Here is a 15,168-nt window from a genome sequence, read left to right as displayed (position 1 = left end):
AACCAAAAAAGAGCGTACAGCAAGTGCTGTACTAAGTTAAGGTGTCTCTATGCCAAGTGCGTAAAGGAGAAATTGCTTCACCTCTCGCTTTTGAATCAGAACCTCTTCTGTATCTGTTTCTGTAAATAAGTACATTTGCTCAGCAGACGATTCCAGTAAACCGATAATGAATTTAGCTGCATATTGACAGTTCAAATTCGAACGGACTCTTTTGTCCTGCTTAGCTTTTTCTAAAAAAGCAGCGACCCATTTGTAAATCGGCTCATAAATATCTTCCCATTCCTTTAAATGCTCCGTGGCAGCTAAACCTGAGTAGGTCAGAGCAAGGACGTCACGGTATTGTCTTGTAAAAGAGAAGATGAATTCAACAAGGGCATCTGCTTGATCGAGGACATCCGCATGCTGTGTTAATTCTTTTTCAATAGCGGGGACCATCTGTGAGATCAGATATTCTGCGATAGCAGGCATGACAGACAGCTTTGAAGGAAAATATAAATAATACGTCCCTTGCGCCACTCCTGCTGCTTTCACAATATCCGAAATGGTCGTCTTTTCAATTCCTTTTTCTTTAAACGCGTCAATGGCAGCAAGCATAATCTTTTCTCGTTTCGACACATCTTCACCGACCTTAAATGACTGAATGTCAGTCAGTTTAGCGGAAAAATGACGATTTGTCAATATGGTATTCTCGTCATTGAATATGAGAATAAGTGATGAATAGATGCGGGCAGGCCTGAATAAGCTGTAAATATGGTCAAGCATCATGTGAGAAAGGGGCAGCTCTCCGTATGACATCCAGTGCTATAGTTTCCATTGCTTATTTTCTCCTGCTCGTCCCGCTCTATCTACATATGAGATACAGACAGGCGAAAAAGCAAAAACGATTTATCTATTTACGTACAGAATTAGTTCTTGCCTGTCTATTTATTTATACGAATGTTTTATTATATTTGACGGTCTTTCCAAATCGTTTTTCCGCACCAAGGGATCAGGTGAGTGTCAACCTCATGCCTTTGCAGTCCATTTATCAAAATCTTCACGCCTACCATCACGGCTATCCCAATCTTGTTTTTTTAAATCTGGCAGGGAACATTTTGTTATTTGTGCCACTTGGTTTTTTTCTATATCAAGCATTTCGTACCATGCGCTGGCAAAAGGCGATTCTTGCTGGCTTTTTCTTGTCAACAATGATTGAAGTGCTTCAATGGATGTTCTCGCAATCTGGTATTATTACAAGAAGCAGCGATATTGATGATATCCTCTTAAATACACTTGGCACAGCGCTAGGTTGTATTTTGTATCGGATGTATCGACGAAGGAAGGAGAAAATCAAGTGAAGCGAGTTTGTATCATTCCATGTGGGGCTAAGAAAATTTGGGACGTCCATCCAGAGGCAGGGAGCCAGCCGGCGAATCTTGTTTATTTAAGTCCGCTGCATCAGCGTACGAAAAGCTATGCCCAAACGTTCTTTTCAGACTGGCTGATTTTATCAGCGAAGCATGGATTCTTAAAGGCAGATGAGATCATCCATGAAAATTATGATGTGGCTTTTGGTACACCGCATGCTGATCAAATGACACGAGAAGCACTAAGGCAACAATTTCATGAAAAACATCTCACTGCATATGATGAACTAGTGATTCTAGGTGGAAAGAAATATCGAAAGGTGATCGATCCTTTGTTATTTCCTCATCAAACAGCGATTTATCCGCTGGCTCCATATAAAGGAATTGGCTACATGCTTCAGGCGTTAAAGCAAGCCGTTGAGACAAAAGTAGAACTTCCGCCGCATATTTAAACCATTCACATCTACTGGTAGGCAGGGTTTTGATCATCAAAAAGAGAATGAATGAAGTAGCGATGCTGATTGTTTCATATCTTTTCAGCAGCCACTAGGATGTCCGCATCGCTTAGAAGAGGTGGCTATTTGAAAAAGGGGGCGTATGAACATGACAACCATCTATTTAGCTGGTGATTCAACCGTTTCATCTTACCCAGACCGTCCTGTTCAAGGAGGATGGGGAGAGTTTTTACATCGCTATACAGCGCAAGGCGTGAGCGTCGAAAACCGTGCAATCGGTGGAAGAAGCTCAAAAACATTCATTGAAGAAGGACGGCTTGATGACATATTGGCTGACATTCAGCCAGGGGATTGGCTGTTCACACAAATGGGGCACAATGATGCTTCAACGGAGAAGCCCGAGCGGCATACAGATCCTTTCACGACGTATAAAAGCTATTTGTCTCAATATATTCATGGAGCAAGAGCGAAAGGAGCAACACCGCTTTTATTAACGCCAGTCGGCCGCTTTCATGAAAAAGACGGTGAATATATCAATGATTTCCCTGATTACTGTGCCGCTATGAAAGAACTAGCCGATGAAGAAGAGGTCCTTCTCGTTGATTTGAATACGGCAAGCCTTCAGTTTTATCAAATTTCCGGCATAGAGAAAACGACTTCTTACTTTATGCTGTCAACAGGCATAGAGGATCGCACGCACTTTACAAAAGAAGGAGCAGATGCGATCGCACGACTTGTTTCGCTTGAATTAAAAGACCTTGGATTAACGATTGTGTGATGGAAACAGGACGAGTAAGCGCTCGTCCTGTTCTTTTTTTGCAGAAAGCTATTGATTCCCTTCACCAGAGTAGACTACAATAGATACATATGATAATGAGAATCAATATCACTGACAAATAGATCAATCGATGAAAAACTGGAGGGACTCAAATGACAGATCAGCTTGAATTGTTTGACGTCACCATTATTGGCGGCGGTCCAGCAGGAATGTACACCGCCTTTTATAGTGGGATGCGGGACTTAAAGACCAAGGTACTTGAATATAACGAAAGCCTTGGCGGAAAAATCCTACTGTATCCTGAAAAAGTCATTTGGGATGTAGGGGGTTTGCCGCCAACAAGAGGCGAACAGCTGATTCAGCAGCTGGAAACGCAGGCGAAAACATTTGAACCAGAGATCGCACTGAATCAAAAAATCACAACATTTGAGCGCGATGAACATCATAATATTTTACTGACGGCTGAAAATGGCGATCGTCATTTGACAAAGACCCTCATATTAGCGATGGGCCACGGCATTCCTGTCCAGCGGAAACTTGAAATCGAGCATGCAGACCGCTATGAAGTGACAAACCTTTATTACACAGTGCAGGAGCTTAAGACATTTGCAGGAAAGCGGGTTGTTATCTCTGGAGGCGGCGACTCAGCGGTTGACTGGGCAAATGCGCTTGTTCCGATTGCTGAAAGTGTGACCGTCGTGCATCGCCGTGACATGTTTGGCGGACATGAGAAAAACGTCGCCAACATGAAGGCATCTTGCACACGAATTTTAACCCCGCATGAACTGACAGAACTTCATGGTCAAGGCGATAAAATTGATGCTGTCACCATCCAAAACATAGAGACAGGTGAAATCGAGCGAATGGAAACAGACGCTGTCATCGTCAATCACGGCATGAAAGGCGATTTAAGTGTATTATCAGAATGGGGACTCAAGCAAGGTGAATGGGGACTGATCGAGGTCAATGAAAAAATGGAAACCAATTTACCAGGCGTCTATGCGGTAGGTGATTTATGTACACATAAAAGCAAGGTCCGCTTAATAGCTGGGACATTTGTTGACGGAGTCAATGCGCTCAATAGCGCAAAGCTTTATATTGAACCAGAAGCCGAAAAAGTGGCGTACGTGTCCTCACACAATGAACGCTTTAAAGAGAAAAACAAAGAATTGCAAACGGCTGGAGCTCGTTAAATCATTCAAATCACATCATAAAAAGTGCTGCCCGCATGTGGCAGCACTTTTTATGTGGGGCTATGAACTGCGGGGCGCAAATAACATCACACTGACCCCGGCTAAACAGATCAAAGCACCCATCCAGTCGTAGAAATCAGGTGTTTTACGATCGACCCACCAGCCCCAAAACACAGCAAGAACCACAAACACACCGCCATAGGCCGCATAAACTCGTCCAAAGGTCGGGAACTGCTGGAAGGTAGGGATGATCCCATAAGCGACGAGGATGAGGCTCCCAGCAATCCCGTAGCTGACGGGTTTGGCTTCACGCAGCCAAAGCCACACAAGGTAGCCGCCGCCAATTTCTGCTATTCCTGCTAATAAAAAAAGAACGATCGTCAAGATCATTGAAGGACACTCCAATTCGTTTCGTTACCTTCTATTATGACATGTTGAAAAAATGAGTTCTACTTCATTTACATTGTGAGGGAGATGAGAGTTTGCTAAAATCTACTGAACAGAGAATGGAAACACATGGATTCTTGACTTTTTTGATATAACTGATCCAAATGACCGTTTTTTTCGTAAAGTAAGTACATTCTCATGAGGAGCACACTTCCTTTTTCAGCTACCGTGGCAGTCACCCTTGAACCAAAAAAGGATAACCAGCTTCCGCAAGGACCTGTCGTACTAAGCGCTGCATTTTAAGTTTGATTCATGAAGGGTGCCTTTTGGAGGCATCCTTTTTCTATTGAAAAAGGAAACTTTTTGGCAAATAAGACGTAGTACATATGGAGGTGAAACAGATGAAACCATACATAGAAAAAGAACTATTTCTCTTATCAGTCAGACACGCATGTATTGCATGTTATTTTTTAGTGTTTCCGTTTGCTGCACAAGTCCTTTATACCCCATCACCTTTATTGATCGCCCTCATCGCTCTTTTTATGACTCATAACTTAGTAGAATGTATCATTTGGTTTTACAAATCGAGAAAGATCAGGAAGTGCCAGTCAGGCGATCTCCCCAAACGAGGGCACGTCTTTGTCCAGCTCATGCAGAGGCTGGAACATCTGATGATGATCGGTTTTGTTGTTTTCTTTATCAATGAATGGCTACAGGGAGCGGCTGATCTCCAAACTCTTTCACTAGCTGTTTTTCTATTGATGATTTTTTTCCTGCAGCACATTCAGTTTTATTACTTCCAGCTATTCTTTAAATCCAAAAGCTGGTTCTCCTATGTTCCTTCATTGCAAAAGGCACGTCCTTCTTATATAGCGAGGGAGCGAAAGGCTTTGAAGAGATCCTAAATGTGCAAACTATCCAAAAACATCAGAAAATTATGATAAAATGTGGAAAAGAAGCATGGAGAAAGGGAGTGCGAGCGAGTGAAAGCCGTTGGACTATTGGAGTACTTACCGATTGAGCATGAGCAAAGCCTGATGGATCAGGAAGTAGAAAAGCCTAAAGCAATGGGCAGGGATATACTGGTGAAGGTAGAGGCAGTCTCAGTGAATCCAGTTGATACAAAGGTGAGATCACCGAAGGATCAGAAGGAAGAAGAACTGAAAATTCTTGGCTACGATGCAAGCGGCACGGTTGTTGAAGTCGGTGAAGCGTGTACATTATTTCAGCCAGGTGACCACGTATACTATGCGGGAGATATCACGCGTCAAGGCTCAAATAGTGAGTATCAGCTTGTGGATGAACGGATTGTGGCGAAAAAGCCTGCCAATCTCTCCTTTGCAGAAGCAGCCGCGATGCCTCTGACGACCATTACGGCATATGAAGCGTTATTTGACCGGATGCATATGAAGCGAAATGCAGAAGGGGCAACACTGCTGATCATCGGTGGTGCAGGCGGTGTAGGTTCTATCGCCATTCAACTAGCCAAATTAGCGAATGCCACTGTGATCGCCACCGCATCAAGACCTGAAACAAAAGAGTGGTGTCTGTCATTAGGTGCCGATCATATCATTGATCATCATGAGCCGCTTCTCGCGCAGCTTCAGGAAAAAGGAATAGGCGAAGTGGATTTTATTTTATGCTTAAATGACACAGATGGACATTTCAAAGGCATGGCAGAAGCCATAAAACCCCAAGGCACGATCTGTACCATTGTCGAGAATCAGCACAATCTAGACATTCAATTACTCAAAAATAAAAGTGCTGCATTTGTATGGGAGTTCATGTTCACACGCCCTATGTACAAAACAGCGGACATGATCAAACAGCATGAGCTTTTAACAGAGGCAGCTGAGTCATTTGAACAGGGAACATTAACGCATACCTTAACAAAGGTTCTCAGTCCGATCAATGCTGCTCATTTGAAACAGGCACATCAAACGCTTGAGCAAGGAAAAATGATTGGCAAATTTGTGCTGGAAGGATTTTAAGAGAGGGGAGAGCGTATGACGTCATTACAATATCCGATTGGCTTATATGAATCGGTTGAAGAAAAAACGAAAGAACAGCTTGAGGCATGGATTGATCAGTTGGCTGCGATTCCACAAGAGTATGAAGCGGTGACCTATCAGTTGACAGATGGTCAGCTGGATACACCCTATCGGCCTGGAGGATGGACCGTCCGTCAGCTCATTCATCACGTAGCAGACAGCCACCTGAATGCTTATTTACGATTCAAACTTGCGCTCACAGAAGAGACACCGGATATACGTCCATACGATCAGGAGGGATTTGCCGAGCTTCCAGACAGCAAGGCGCCCATCAGCCTGTCACTTCCCTTGATCAGCAGTCTGCATCGCAGGTGGGTTACTTTACTTCGGGGAATGTCAGAGGAAGACTTCAATGCGTTTTATTATCACCCAGCCGATCAACAAACGGTGTCCTTATATGATGCAACAGGAATGTACGTCTGGCATTCAAAGCATCACCTTGCCCATATCACGGAGTTAATCAAAAAAAATCAGTGGAATTAAAGGAGTCATCACATGTCTGGTAGAAGAATTGTCGGCGCCATGTTTATTTGTATGGCGGCATTGTTTTATCTAGCGAAATACGTACTTTTCGAGATTCACTATTCTGGAACGAGTTTTGCTGAGGATGTAAATAAATTCCAACTTCTTGAAGAGGTGCTGCCTGGCGGTACGTGGATCAGCATCCTTTTTCTCATCATCGGTTTAGCCTATCTTTTATGGGATGACAGGGGAGTTATTCAAAAAACGTTTATCCTCTCAGATAAACAAGTAGAAGAAATAAAAAAGACGGACCTCAAGTGACCGTCTTTTTTCCTTTTCATGTTTAGCCGCGTTCAGGACGCAGTGCTTTTTCTAAAATAGCCAGCCCTTCGTTGACTTTTTCTTTTTCCTCGTCATTGAGTCGTTGGAGGGAATTTTTGATTTTTTCGTGTCCTTTTTGATAAATGCTTCTAAAAATATTTTTCGCTTCCTCCGTTAGTTCTACGACAATGATTCTCCGGTCACGCTCAGAGTGTTTTCGCTCGACAAAGTGAGACTGTTCTAACCGGTCAAGCAGACCTGTCATATTGGATAGAGAAGCGCCCATTTTTTCAGCGATTTCGGATACCTTGAGAGAGCCATGGTTATTGAGCAGCATGAGCACCTTCATTTGAGGCATACTCATATCGAGCTTCATCCATTCTGAAACATCTCCAAGACCTGCAGCTGTGAGTACTTTCATATAAAGCACCCATGTCTTTTTTTCCTCTGGAGATAGAATCTCTTCTTTTAATACAGTGGTGTCATGAATATTATATTCCACGCTTGTTCACTTCCTTTAAGCGGCTCTTTTCTCTATACTACTGATTTTTACTTCTAATTGAAAGGTTCGTCAAGCTTTTGAATGTTAAACTGCATGAATCAAGTGGTATTTGTTGTATAATAATGTTCAGTCTAAATAAATGAAGCAACCTAGAAAGTTGGGGAAAACATGTGGAACAAAAAAACGGGTATGACGATCTTAAAAATGCTTTTTCCGATCGTGATCATCCTTGTCTTAATTTTTGTCGCCAAGCAGGAGCTGAGCGGCCTTTCCATTAAAAAGACGTTTTATATTATTGACAGCTTGAATCGAATGGACTTGTTTATTCTTGTCTTTCTTGGACTTGTCGCAGTGTTATCGATGTCCTTATATGATTTTATTTTACGAAGAAGCCTTAATATGCCCATCAGCGGCTGGAAAACGATTCGCATTTCCTGGATTGCGAACTCCTTTAACAGTGTCCTTGGGTTCGGCGGTCTATCAGGAGCAGGGCTTAGAACGCTTCTATACAAGGAGTACATAACCGATACGAAAAAACTGCTGAAAGGCATTGCCCTTTTGACTTCCTCGGTCCTTTTGGGCTTATCTATTTTCAGTGATCTGATCTTGGTGAGGGTGCTTCCTGTTGAAAGTATTATCAGCCAAGAGCCGTGGCTATGGGCCTTTGTTATCATCTTTGCCTGTATTGTACCGATATATATCATCATGGCATCAATTCGAAAAAGCTCGATTGAGAGCGGTGAAAATGGACTGAAGCATCCGATTTACGCTTATATCGGTGCATCGTTTTTAGAATGGCTGGCAGCTGGTCTTGTCATGTACATGGCTGTCGTCTCTATGGGGATGAACGTCGATGTCCGGATTGTATTAGGCGTATTTGCGATTGCGTCAATCGGCGGTTTAATCAGTATGGTTCCGGGCGGATTTGGTTCGTTTGATCTCATCTTTTTACTCAGCATGCAGTACATTGGGTTTGATAAAGAGATGGTGCTGACGGCGCTCGTTTTGTACCGCTTCGTGTACTCGATTTTCCCGTTTATCCTTGGGCTTTGTCTAGCTGCTTACGATTTAACGGGAACGACGCTTAGACGTCTTGAAGGCAATCCGAGAATGGCACCTGCCATAGAAACAACGAACGTCTTAATTGTGTTGCACCGTGCTTTATTAATCCGTTTATTGTACGGATCTTTATCGATTTTAACCTTTGGAAGCGGCTTGCTCATCATGGCGTCTGTTGTGCTTCCTGTCGATCGATTAGGCGTGATTACCAGCATTCCACGCTTTCTGTTATCAGGATTTAATGGTCTTTCTTTAATGTTCGGAATTATTCTGATGATATTGTCCATTGAAGTGTATAAACGAACAAAAAGATCGTATGTGCTGACGATGATCGCCCTAGCAGGCGGCTTTGTGTTTACTTTGTTAAAAGGATTTAACCTGAGTCTCATCTTTATTCTGCCAGTCATCATGGCTGTATTTTTCTCTCTTCGAAATCAATTTGTGAAGCAGCAGGCACCTTATTCCTTGTATCAGTTTGTGGCGGCCGCCGCTGGATATTTACTCGTGCTGTTTAACTATAATGTCATCGGCAACTTTATTTGGACAAAAATTGGGCATTTCTTGAGTAAGGATTACCTGGTGCATAATGAACGGCATATCACGATGACGAGCATGATTGCTCTCATCGGTGTACCACTTTTCTTTTTCATTAGTAAATTGATTTTTAATAAAAAAGCATTTCCTATTGGAGAAATAGCAGATGAGGAAAAATTAAAAACGTTTTTAGAGGAAAAGGGCGGAAATGCCCTCAGTCATCTTGGCTTTTTAGGCGATAAAAAATTATTTTTCTCAAGTGATGGAGAGGCGATGCTTCAATTTGGACGAATTGGCCGCTGCGTCATTGTGCTCGGAGATCCCTCTGGACGTAAAGCGTCCTATCCACTTGTGCTTGAAGAGTTTTTACAGCAGACCGAAAAAGCAGGCTATCGCGTCGCTTTTTATCAAGTAGAACGGGAAGGAATGGCACTTTATCATGACTTAGGCTTTCATTTCTTTAAGCTTGGAGAAGAAGCCATGGTCGATTTAGAAACGTTCTCTCTCTCCGGTAAGAAAAAATCAAATTTACGGGCTGTGGCCAATAAGTTTGAACGAGAAGGCTATACGTTTGAAATGCTGGAACCGCCTTTTTCAGATGAGTTCATTTCAACCTTAAAACAGATTTCTGACAGCTGGCTCGGAAAGAAAAAAGAAAAAGGATTTTCGCTCGGCTATTTTCAAGAAGATTATCTTCAAAAAGCACCGGTTGCGATTCTGAAGGATGAACAAGGGGAGATCATTTCTTTTGTGTCACTAATGCCGATGTATCAAGAAGGGGAGATTTCTATCGACTTAATGCGTCATATGCATGATGCACCGAACGGGATGATGGATGCGCTGTTTATCCACCTTTTTCAATGGGCGAAAGAAAAAGGCTACAAATCCTTTAACATGGGAATGGCGCCTTTATCAAATGTAGGGACGTTTCATCAGTCCTTCCTCACGGAGCGTTTGGCGAGTGTCATTTTCAACAACGTCAGATTTATGTACAGCTTCAGCGGATTAAGGTCGTTTAAACAGAAATATAAACCCGAGTGGCGCGGAAAATATTTAGCGTATAAAAAGAATACATCATTACCTGTCACAATGGTGCTTGTCACCAAGCTGATTGGGATGGACCCAAATCGCAACCGGCGTCCATAGATCAAAAACCTTTACCTTTCACTAGGTGAAGGTTTTTTTAGACAAAAGAATAGCAAAAGTGGTAAAGTTGAAGGGTAAGGGGGATGTAAATATGACATTAAATGAATGGTTTACAAAGGGATTAACTGAACGTACATATGTACACAACATGGAGAAAAACCGAGAAAATCTGCTCACGGTGTACAATCAGTACGCAATTCATCAAAAAGAAAAAGAGCTGCTTCAAAAGCTGCAAAAGAAAAAGCTCAGAGCGCTTGTTATCACAGCGGATTGGTGCGGGGATGCGATGGTCAATGTACCAATTTTCATGCGTATCGCGAGTGAAGCACTCATTGATGCGCGCTATTTCATTCGGGACGAGCATCTAGACCTGATGGATCAGTATTTAACGAACGGGACCGCAAGATCGATTCCGATTATCGTGATCATTGATCAGGACGGGAATGAAGTAGGAAAATGGGGGCCACGCTCAACAGAAGCACAGCGCTTTGTTGATGAGAAAAAACCAGACAAGGATGCACCTGATTTTGAAGAAGCTTTTCAAGTATTTGCGAAAGAAGCCGCACATCACTATACGACAGATCGTTACTTATGGAAAGATATTGAGAAAGAAATAGTAGAAGTTTTGGAAAAAATATAAACCAAAAGACTACTTCGCCGCAACGGGAAGTAGTCTTTTTTTATCTTGTTTTTGCGTCTCACCTACAAAACACCGCATAAAGATGTAGAAAAACCGCAGAATTCTACAAAAAACCGCAGAAAACCGCAAAGCATCACGATTTTCCCAACCATTTTTAGTTGAAAAACCTCATATGTGCCATGAAAACCTCAATTTTGCCCTTATCTAAAGGCTCATATAACGCACGTTGGTTTGCTTTTTCCCAATACAAGAGGCCCAGCAACTATAGTAATCTAGTTGTAATCTCCTTTGAACGAACTAAAAAACAAATGACGGAAAAGGGCTGGCGATCAATCTATGAAAAAAATCATTTATCTCGATCAAGAAAAAAAGAAGCTCGCTGAATCGAAAAAAAGAGAACAGCGTTCCATCAAATCACTGAGGCTGCTTGTGTTTTATGACGGGCAAAGTCCTTCATGTGCAAAAGCGATTGACTTGTTGAAAGCTCTCGATTGGAAGAACCGTATTCATTTTGAATCCTTTAGGCATTCGCAGCTGCTCAAGCTGAACAAAATAAGTGAAGAGAAGGCAGAAAAACGAATCGTGTCTATTTCCTTAGCCAAAAACCAAAAAAATTCGGGGATCTATACGTGGCTGCGAATTGCCTGCAATATCCCTGCATTATGGGGAACGATCCCATTCATCGTGCTCAGCATTTGGTTAGGCTTTGGACAACATGCGTATGATTATTTTGCGAGAAAACGGTACATTCATTCTGTCAAACAAGTCACTCGTCCTGGTACAGATCAACAGAAGACCATTTAATGAATAGGAAAAGCATGACCTTCGATCGGCAGAAGGTCATGCTTTTTTGTAATAGGGAACATATGATGCTAAGTGATCAAGCAGCGTTCTCGTATAGGACATATATGCACGTTCGTCAAGCTCAGAAGCCGCATAGGAAAGCAAGGTTCTAAGAGCAAACAAGTACTCACTGTGCAGCTCATTTTGTTTAAAGTAAGGAAGGGCTGCTTCGATCAAATAGGTTTTCAAATCAAGAGGGTTTTCCTCAATCATCAATTTATAGATCTTGATCATATATAAACAATTTGGCTGAATACGAGGCTGTTTTAAGAGCTCGTGTATGTAGGGAAGTGCCTTTTTGCGGTCATATTCAGCATATAATGTCGCAATTTCATACAATGTTTCACAGTAACGGTCTTCTATCTGTTCTTGATTAAAGTAATTGAGTGAATCTAGTAAATAAGGCACAGCTGAAGAGAAATCGCCTTCACGTTTTAAGAGCACCCCATAATAAAAATAAGCCGTCATTTTAATATAGGCATCAGGGTGAAGGGACGTGTGCATAATCACTTCTTTTAAATATTTCTTCGCCGTTTGAAAGGCTTTTAGTTCCAGTGAGATCACGCCATGAATGAGTGTACAGTGAATAATCCGCTTGAAATTGTTCTTTTGTCTATATAAATCCATCGCTTGATGTGTCGCTTCAAGCGCATCACCAAGATGTCCCATATTTCCGAGTGCTTTTGCATAGTGATAATATAGGTCACTTTGTTCAACAGACGCGTAAGAAAAGCAGCTCTCAAGTTTTTTTAAGCCTTCTTCAAGCTGACCATTTTTTATTAGATGAATGCCATCTAAATATTCGAAAATTTCTTTTTCTGTTTCAATAAAGGTTTTTTCAAACTTTTTAAGCACGCGGTGTGTTTTTAAGGCAAGCGGCTGTTTGTCCGTTAATAAATAAAATTGAAATAAGGACAGATGATACTGAATGCCTAAATCCAGCGAAAAGAACTGTTCTTCGTGCTGAATGATCATTTCTGCATTTTGTTCAGCTTGATCGAGTGCATAGAAATACATATTCATTTGAAACTCATCCAAGAGTGACAGCAGGTGACGCGCCTTTTGTGACAGCGTTTCTTGACTGATGCCCAGCCGTTCAAGCAGTAAATTGATGGTATCTTGATTGGCCTCCTTTGAGCCATTTTCGATTTTACTTAAATGAGAGACAGAACAAATTCCTTCTGCCAATTCAGATTGGGTCATATTTTGTTTATAACGGTAGAGCTTGATGATTTGCCCGATATTGATTTTCATTCCATCCAGAAGCCTCCCTTCCAATCATGGGTTGAAAGCCTTTTGACAAAATAACCGAATCAGACAAAATGGGAATACCTGAAACCATTTCATCATCCTGGTTTTTTTATCAAAATTTGTTTAAAACGTAATATGATTGTAACATTACTTGAAAAAGTCAAACAACTTTTTAGCAGACAGGAAGGGAAACACCATTTGCAAATTGCCCTAAATGATGTTTATAATGTGAATGAGAATCAATTTCAATTAAGATTGATTGAAAGGATGACAGATATGCCAGAAATCAAACAACAAACAGAAGCGTTAACGATTCGAGACGCTGTCAGATATAGACGATCCATTCGAAAATTCAAAGAGACGCCGGTGACCATTGAGCAGCTTCAGCCGTTATTAGAGGATGCAGTCTATGCACCGAACCATAAAATCACGGAGCCATGGCGCTTTCTATATGCGGTGACGGATGAGGCCAAAGCAACTTTTGTTGATCGCTTCATTGCGTTCTTTCAGCGCAACAACCCAGATGCAAAGGAAGAAAAGATCAATCAATATAGAGATTACTTTTCTAAGGTCCCAGCGCTTTTACTTGTCGTGCTAAAAGAAGACGAGAACCCTGTGGTGAGAAATGATGATTTTGCCGCCGTGAGTGCGCTTATTCAAAACTTCCAGCTGCTTGCGTGGGATCAAGGGATCGGTATGGTCTGGAAGAGCGGCCGCATTTTATATGACAAAGGCTTTCAACAGGACATGGGCTTAAAGGAAAACGAGCGATTTGCTGCGATCCTTCATATTGGTTATCCAGAAGAGGTGCCTGAGGAAAAATCACGTCAGAAAGCATCAAGTCTTCTCACTGAAATTCAATAAAAGAAAAGCAGACCGCTAAAGTGTCTGCTTTTTTACTTATTGTTTTTTGGCGCGCTGGTCGGCTGCTTTCATACGTGCCATTGCTTTTACGTCATTCGGATCTGCAAGTTCTTTGGAAAATTCAACATATTCGCCATCCGTCTCTTGTGCTGCAAGCTCGTGGTTGGATTTTTGGTGTTGGTCTTTTTTCAAAGCCTTTCCCTCCTTTACAAGATCACTTTAGTTATGTGCTTGTTGGAGTGGAATATCCATCTTATTTGTTTCTTTTTTCTGCTGCTGCTCTTTCTGCTTTTTTGAATTCCTGCTGATACAGGACTTCCTGGGTTTTCTTCAGCTTTGAAGTTGGCTGGTGTTCTTTTTTCTTCATCAAAATCGCCCCCTCATCTCATTTCTAATAGGATGGGTGTTTTTGACAAAATTTATTCCTCTGAATGCAAAATCGCTTCTTTTAGTTCAGGATGCAAAAAGTCATAAGAAGAAAGCAGCGCCTTTTTCGGCAGCGCACGCTGGCCTTCTAAAACAAGTAATGACATTTCACCAAGTGCCGTTTGAATGACAAAGGATGGGACCTTCAGCCAGTGAGGGCGGTGAAGGGCAGACGCAATCGTTTGTCCGAGCTGCTTCATTTGCACAGGATTCGGTGATGTGACATTGAGTGGACCTGAGAAGTCGTCATGGTGTATCGCATAAGCAATGAGGTGTGCCGCATCTTCGACATGAACCCATGAAACCCATTGCGAACCAGAGCCGATCGTCCCGCCGGCAAACAGCTTATATGGCAGAGTCATCAGTGGCAGTGTACCTTTTTCTCCTAACACGACACCAAACCGTGTGTAGACGGTACGAATGCCGAGTGCTTCAATCTTTTGCCCCTCAGCTTCCCAAAGCTTTGAGGTATGACTTAAGAAATCAGTATCCGCAGGAGGTGATTCCTCCTTAAAATCTCCTGTTTGAGACGTGCCATAAATTCCGACAGCACTAGCTTGAATGAGCACAGATGGTTTCGATTCCTGCGCTTCTATAATGCGCCTCACTTCTTGTGTGGATTGAATACGGCTAGAGAGGATGCCTTCTTTTGCCTTGTCTGTCCAGCGGGTGAAAATGGATTTTCCAGCAAGGTTAATCCAGACATCAATAGCAGGCAGTTCATGCTCAGGCGCAGCACCTTCTGTCAGCCACTGCACATAGTGTAAATGATTTTGTTCGGATTCCTTTGGATTTCTTGTTAAAATATATAGATGATGTCCTTCAGCAGCGAGCACTTTTGTGACGTGCTGGCCGATAAAACCGGTTCCTCCGGTGATGGCGATATTCAATTGACATCTCTCCTCTCATA

General features: G+C 42.2%; 19 protein-coding genes. 12 read left to right on the top strand and 7 right to left on the bottom strand.

All coding sequences use genetic code 11. The features are described from left to right. Positions 1-36: 36 nt before the first annotated feature. Positions 37-615, bottom strand: coding sequence for a TetR family transcriptional regulator (locus ACSSTM_RS07965; protein WP_095286112.1), 579 nt, complete (start codon positions 613-615; stop codon positions 37-39). Between the two features lie 173 nt (positions 616-788). Here ACSSTM_RS07965 and ACSSTM_RS07960 point away from each other — a divergent pair, with 173 nt between their 5' ends. The 4 genes from ACSSTM_RS07960 to ACSSTM_RS07945 all read left to right on the top strand — a co-directional run bounded on the left by ACSSTM_RS07960 (position 789) and on the right by ACSSTM_RS07945 (position 3,772). Further along, complete coding sequence (locus ACSSTM_RS07960) at positions 789-1,337, top strand: VanZ family protein (protein ID WP_034665053.1); 549 nt, start codon at positions 789-791, stop codon at positions 1,335-1,337. Further along, positions 1,334-1,798 (top strand): DUF6884 domain-containing protein, encoded by a 465-nt coding sequence (locus ACSSTM_RS07955; protein ID WP_034665051.1) that lies wholly within the window; start codon positions 1,334-1,336, stop codon positions 1,796-1,798. The genes ACSSTM_RS07960 and ACSSTM_RS07955 overlap by 4 nt, the downstream gene beginning before the upstream one ends. 151 nt (positions 1,799-1,949) lie before the next feature. Further along, on the top strand, positions 1,950-2,579 hold the full coding sequence (locus ACSSTM_RS07950; protein WP_034665049.1) for a rhamnogalacturonan acetylesterase: 630 nt from the start codon (positions 1,950-1,952) through the stop codon (positions 2,577-2,579). A 152-nt stretch (positions 2,580-2,731) separates the two neighbouring features. After that, positions 2,732-3,772, top strand: a complete 1,041-nt coding sequence (locus ACSSTM_RS07945) for an NAD(P)/FAD-dependent oxidoreductase (RefSeq protein ID WP_034665046.1) — start codon at positions 2,732-2,734, stop codon at positions 3,770-3,772. A gap of 60 nt (positions 3,773-3,832) precedes the next feature. Here the strand turns inward: ACSSTM_RS07945 and ACSSTM_RS07940 are convergent, their stop codons facing one another. Beyond that, on the bottom strand, positions 3,833-4,162 hold the full coding sequence (locus ACSSTM_RS07940) for a YnfA family protein (protein WP_034665045.1): 330 nt from the start codon (positions 4,160-4,162) through the stop codon (positions 3,833-3,835). Between the two features lie 398 nt (positions 4,163-4,560). On the opposite strand from ACSSTM_RS07940, the gene ACSSTM_RS07935 reads away from it, so the two are divergent. The 4 genes from ACSSTM_RS07935 (at position 4,561) to ACSSTM_RS07920 (ending at position 6,993) form a co-directional block, all read left to right on the top strand. Further along, entirely contained in the window at positions 4,561-5,064 is a 504-nt protein-coding gene (locus ACSSTM_RS07935; RefSeq protein ID WP_034665043.1) for a hypothetical protein, read from the top strand. Between the two features lie 78 nt (positions 5,065-5,142). After that, positions 5,143-6,150 carry a zinc-binding alcohol dehydrogenase family protein gene (locus ACSSTM_RS07930; RefSeq protein ID WP_034665041.1) on the top strand — a complete coding sequence of 336 codons (1,008 nt, stop codon included), beginning with the start codon at positions 5,143-5,145 and terminating at the stop codon, positions 6,148-6,150. 15 nt (positions 6,151-6,165) lie between these two features. Then, positions 6,166-6,693 (top strand): YfiT family bacillithiol transferase, encoded by a 528-nt coding sequence (locus tag ACSSTM_RS07925; RefSeq protein WP_437394816.1) that lies wholly within the window; start codon positions 6,166-6,168, stop codon positions 6,691-6,693. Between the two features lie 12 nt (positions 6,694-6,705). Beyond that, positions 6,706-6,993 carry a hypothetical protein gene (locus tag ACSSTM_RS07920; RefSeq protein ID WP_437404117.1) on the top strand — a complete coding sequence of 96 codons (288 nt, stop codon included), beginning with the start codon at positions 6,706-6,708 and terminating at the stop codon, positions 6,991-6,993. Positions 6,994-7,015: 22 nt separating this feature from the next. Here ACSSTM_RS07920 and ACSSTM_RS07915 read toward each other — a convergent pair whose 3' ends face one another. Next, the gene (locus ACSSTM_RS07915; protein WP_003217817.1) at positions 7,016-7,495 is read right to left on the bottom strand and encodes a MarR family transcriptional regulator; all 480 of its coding nucleotides are present in this window, start codon (positions 7,493-7,495) and stop codon (positions 7,016-7,018) included. Between the two features lie 168 nt (positions 7,496-7,663). Between ACSSTM_RS07915 and mprF the strand changes: the two genes are divergently transcribed. The 3 genes from mprF to ACSSTM_RS07900 all read left to right on the top strand — a co-directional run bounded on the left by mprF (position 7,664) and on the right by ACSSTM_RS07900 (position 11,678). After that, entirely contained in the window at positions 7,664-10,234 is a 2,571-nt protein-coding gene (gene mprF, locus ACSSTM_RS07910; RefSeq protein ID WP_034665032.1) for a bifunctional lysylphosphatidylglycerol flippase/synthetase MprF, read from the top strand. A 91-nt stretch (positions 10,235-10,325) separates the two neighbouring features. Beyond that, the gene (locus ACSSTM_RS07905) at positions 10,326-10,874 is read left to right on the top strand and encodes a thioredoxin family protein (RefSeq protein ID WP_034665029.1); all 549 of its coding nucleotides are present in this window, start codon (positions 10,326-10,328) and stop codon (positions 10,872-10,874) included. 336 nt (positions 10,875-11,210) lie between these two features. After that, entirely contained in the window at positions 11,211-11,678 is a 468-nt protein-coding gene (locus tag ACSSTM_RS07900) for a thiol-disulfide oxidoreductase DCC family protein (protein ID WP_034665027.1), read from the top strand. A gap of 36 nt (positions 11,679-11,714) precedes the next feature. On the opposite strand, the gene ACSSTM_RS07895 is transcribed toward ACSSTM_RS07900, so the two are convergent. Then, positions 11,715-12,971, bottom strand: a complete 1,257-nt coding sequence (locus ACSSTM_RS07895) for a transcriptional regulator (protein ID WP_034665024.1) — start codon at positions 12,969-12,971, stop codon at positions 11,715-11,717. Positions 12,972-13,244: 273 nt separating this feature from the next. Between ACSSTM_RS07895 and ACSSTM_RS07890 the strand changes: the two genes are divergently transcribed. Further along, on the top strand, positions 13,245-13,832 hold the full coding sequence (locus ACSSTM_RS07890; RefSeq protein WP_223256567.1) for a nitroreductase family protein: 588 nt from the start codon (positions 13,245-13,247) through the stop codon (positions 13,830-13,832). 36 nt (positions 13,833-13,868) lie between these two features. Here the strand turns inward: ACSSTM_RS07890 and ACSSTM_RS07885 are convergent, their stop codons facing one another. From ACSSTM_RS07885 to ACSSTM_RS07875, 3 genes are all read right to left on the bottom strand, one after another. Further along, on the bottom strand, positions 13,869-14,024 hold the full coding sequence (locus tag ACSSTM_RS07885) for a YfhD family protein (protein ID WP_034665021.1): 156 nt from the start codon (positions 14,022-14,024) through the stop codon (positions 13,869-13,871). A 61-nt stretch (positions 14,025-14,085) separates the two neighbouring features. After that, positions 14,086-14,199, bottom strand: a complete 114-nt coding sequence (locus ACSSTM_RS07880) for a YfhE family protein (RefSeq protein WP_080869592.1) — start codon at positions 14,197-14,199, stop codon at positions 14,086-14,088. A gap of 52 nt (positions 14,200-14,251) precedes the next feature. After that, positions 14,252-15,148 carry a TIGR01777 family oxidoreductase gene (locus ACSSTM_RS07875; RefSeq protein WP_034665017.1) on the bottom strand — a complete coding sequence of 299 codons (897 nt, stop codon included), beginning with the start codon at positions 15,146-15,148 and terminating at the stop codon, positions 14,252-14,254. Positions 15,149-15,168 lie beyond the last annotated feature (20 nt).

The organism is Bacillus sp. RK1064, assembly GCF_051488405.1.
Classification (GTDB): Bacteria; Bacillota; Bacilli; order Bacillales; family Bacillaceae; genus Bacillus.
The sequence above is the reverse complement of the archived record's forward strand: the minus strand, read 5'-3'. Positions and strand labels throughout refer to the sequence as shown.